The sequence below is a fragment of the Corynebacterium sp. HMSC074C04 genome (genome assembly GCF_001838295.1).
Taxonomy (GTDB): domain Bacteria; phylum Actinomycetota; class Actinomycetes; order Mycobacteriales; family Mycobacteriaceae; genus Corynebacterium; species Corynebacterium amycolatum.
This window is the reverse complement of the sequence record NZ_KV836272.1, coordinates 1,459,910-1,462,735: the sequence shown is the minus strand read 5'-3', so window position 1 is coordinate 1,462,735 and position 2,826 is coordinate 1,459,910. Positions and strand designations below refer to the sequence as shown.

The 2,826-nt window shown below is 59.2% G+C and carries 2 protein-coding genes; one reads left to right on the top strand and one right to left on the bottom strand.

The genetic code is table 11. From position 1 onward, the window contains the following. Positions 1–157 precede the first annotated feature (157 nt). A complete protein-coding gene (locus HMPREF3011_RS10835) occupies positions 158–1,435 on the bottom strand; it encodes an MFS transporter (protein ID WP_070559908.1) in 1,278 nt (425 codons plus the stop codon). 261 nt (positions 1,436–1,696) lie between these two features. On the opposite strand from HMPREF3011_RS10835, the gene HMPREF3011_RS11545 reads away from it, so the two are divergent. Beyond that, a partial coding sequence (locus HMPREF3011_RS11545; protein WP_246821538.1) for an NYN domain-containing protein occupies positions 1,697–2,826 on the top strand: 1,130 nt, incomplete at its 3' end.

Here is a 2,826-nt window from a genome sequence, read left to right as displayed (position 1 = left end):
GCCGCGCTGACCTCCGAATACATTACACACACGCCCTTATTTAAGCGAATTCGCTGGTAGAACCATGAAAACAATTCACTTTAGTTAACCCCGTACGCCAAATCAGAGACTTCCTAAGGCTCGGTCGCTACTTGTCAGCAACTCAGCAACCGACCAATTACTTAGTCAGAGCCGCCTTGTCACCTGCGAGTCGTCGCCAAGCAGTGGCAGACGCGACACCCATCAGCGCACCCGCCCCCAGAAACACGCTGCCCGCACCCATCGCGGTAGCACCCAAACCAGCAACCGGCGGCAGGATGACCTGCGCCAAGCGGTTACCCATCAGCCGGATGGATAGCGCCTGAGCACGCACCTCGGCATCCACCAGGGAGCTCACCCACGTCATCGACATAGGCATGACAAAGCCCCACGCCAAGCCACAGATACCAACCGCGATAACCATCAGCCACGCACTCTGTAGCCACGGCATTGCCAAAAGCGGCAGGACACCGGCACAAACTGCAATGATAAGGACCCGATTGCGGTTAGCTTTGCGCAAAACAGTCGGCATGAGGGCTCGGGAAATAATCGCAAGACCACTACGCGCACCAAGGATCGCCGTCACCTCGGCAACACTAAAGCCCAGTTCACGTCCCAGCACCGGCACATATGCCGTCAACAGGTCAATGGCTACGATGACCGCAATTGAGACAGCCATGGCGTTGGACATGCCATCGATACGCAGGATGCTTAAGACCGATGCGCCACTGGCTTCGGCCTGCGCCGGTCGCCTCTCCTCCATCCGGCTGCGGTCGCTAACAGTCGACGCCGGAGAATACTCAGTTGAGCTAGCAGCTTGCACTTCGGCGGCTGCATTCGCTTCGTGCCGTCGATAAGCAGTTGCGACCGGCCAGCCGATGACCAGGGCGATCGCACCGATTCCCGTCATCGCCCAGAGCGCGGAAGTGGTGGCGGTCATGGCGCTGCCGTCGTGGTTGGGAGTGAGCAGACCCGCACCGACGATGCCGAGGAACTGCCCGACAGAGATTCCAAGCGTGAAGTATGCAAAGAGGCTATCAAGCCCGGCGACGCCGCCACGCAGGTGCGAAACCATGCCTTGAGCGGCGATGAGCGTGGTCATGTGGGCAAAACCCAGGGCCACGTAGCCGAGCAGAAGAATAGGTAGGTTCGGCGAGAGCGCCATTACTGCCGCAGCGATGACGGTGGCGACGAGACCGGAGTACATGACTTCGGTGGCACGATGGCTGTCGACAAGCTTGCCGGCGGGAAGCGCAATAATAAGAGGTACAAGTGAAAATGCGGCAGTGAACCAACCGACGGTGGCGGCGGAACCGCCAAAATCGAGGACTCGCCAAGAAAGCAGCACGCGACCGCCGTTGAAAACCGCTTGCCCCAACACAGTAATGAGAACCAATAGGCCGAACCAGCGTCTCATACCTGTTTGCAACTCCCCTTCTCCTGTGTGGTCGCACTCTTCGCGGGGTGATTTCTTTGCACGTCAATACCTAAATTGATCGGTGTTTTCTCGTCGGCTCGCACTTCTGCCAACCCGCGAAGAACGGTCAAAGCAATGCGGCTTATTAAGAATAGTCCCTGAAGTTAAACATGTTTAGCGCATAGAATGAATTATTCGGGCATCCTTGTCGATGTAACCGGTTTGCTTATTTAGTTAATAAAGAATCAGGAATTAGGAGCCATGCTTGAACGCACATTGGTGTTCGTCGATACGTCATATTTACTGGCGAGCTTTTACAACTCGTGGGAAACCGGAGCCCGCGGGCAATTAGAAATCGACCTTAGAGAAGTAGTTAGTGTCCTTGACCGAATGATTAACCAGCAGCTGAACCAGCCAGTTCAGCGGCAACTTTGGTACGACGGCATCCCGGAGTCGGGGCCGCATCGTTACCAGCGCTCACTGCGCACGATTGATGGTGTGCAGCTGCGCGCAGGTCAGCTCATTGAATGGGGTGACCGACGGACGCAGAAGGCCGTCGATACGCGACTCGTCGCAGACATGGTTGTCGCCGGCCTACGCAACCAAGTTTCCGATATCGTGCTGGTCTCGGGCGATGCGGACATGCTGCCCGGCGTCGCTGAGGCTTCGGCCGCCGGTGTGCGCGTGCATCTCTACGGCTTCGGCTGGGACTCTATGTCCGGTGCACTTCGCCATGCCTGCGATTCGACGACAATCCTCGATCCCCGCGAGGACTTCGCCGACGCCATGCAGCTCAATGTCCTCGAGGGTCCAATCCCACCGGTCGTCCGCACGAATAAGCCGCTGGGCGATGCCGAACCAATCGAAGATCTCGGCGCCACCTGCGTACCGGATACGCGCATCACTCCTCCAGGTGAGGGCTCGCTTGACGACGGCACGGAGAACACTCCCTCCGCCGCCGACGGTGACGTTGCTTCGCCGGAGGCCGGCACTCCGGAGGTTCCGCAGGACCAGCGCGTTGTGCCATCCCCCACGGCTGACAGCGATTCCGACTGTCGTAGCGAAGACAATGCCGCAGCCACGCCGACGGCCAAGGCCGACTCGCCGAAGTTCAACGAGGTCGAGCACGCGGCCAAGATGGGTGCCCGGGAAATCCCGGCGCAGGCTGAGCACCGCGCTGAGGTAGAGCGCACCGGCGGTTTGGAAGCTACACAGGTGGATTCCGCTGCTTCGGGCGTTTCGGCTGACTCGCCAACGCAGCCAGCGCAGCCTTCTCCAGCGGCCATGCCCGGCGCGACAGTCAATACTGGCAGTGGGGCTGGTAACGACACTGCGAACAACATCGGAGCCGAGAATGCAGGCGCGTCTGCCTCCGATTCCGCGTCGTCGAC

What these genes read in the sequence shown, in the direction of transcription:
- HMPREF3011_RS10835 (WP_070559908.1), bottom strand. Translation starts at nt 1,435, where the DNA reads ATGAGACGCTGGTTCGGCCTATTGGTTCTCATTACTGTGTTGGGGCAA.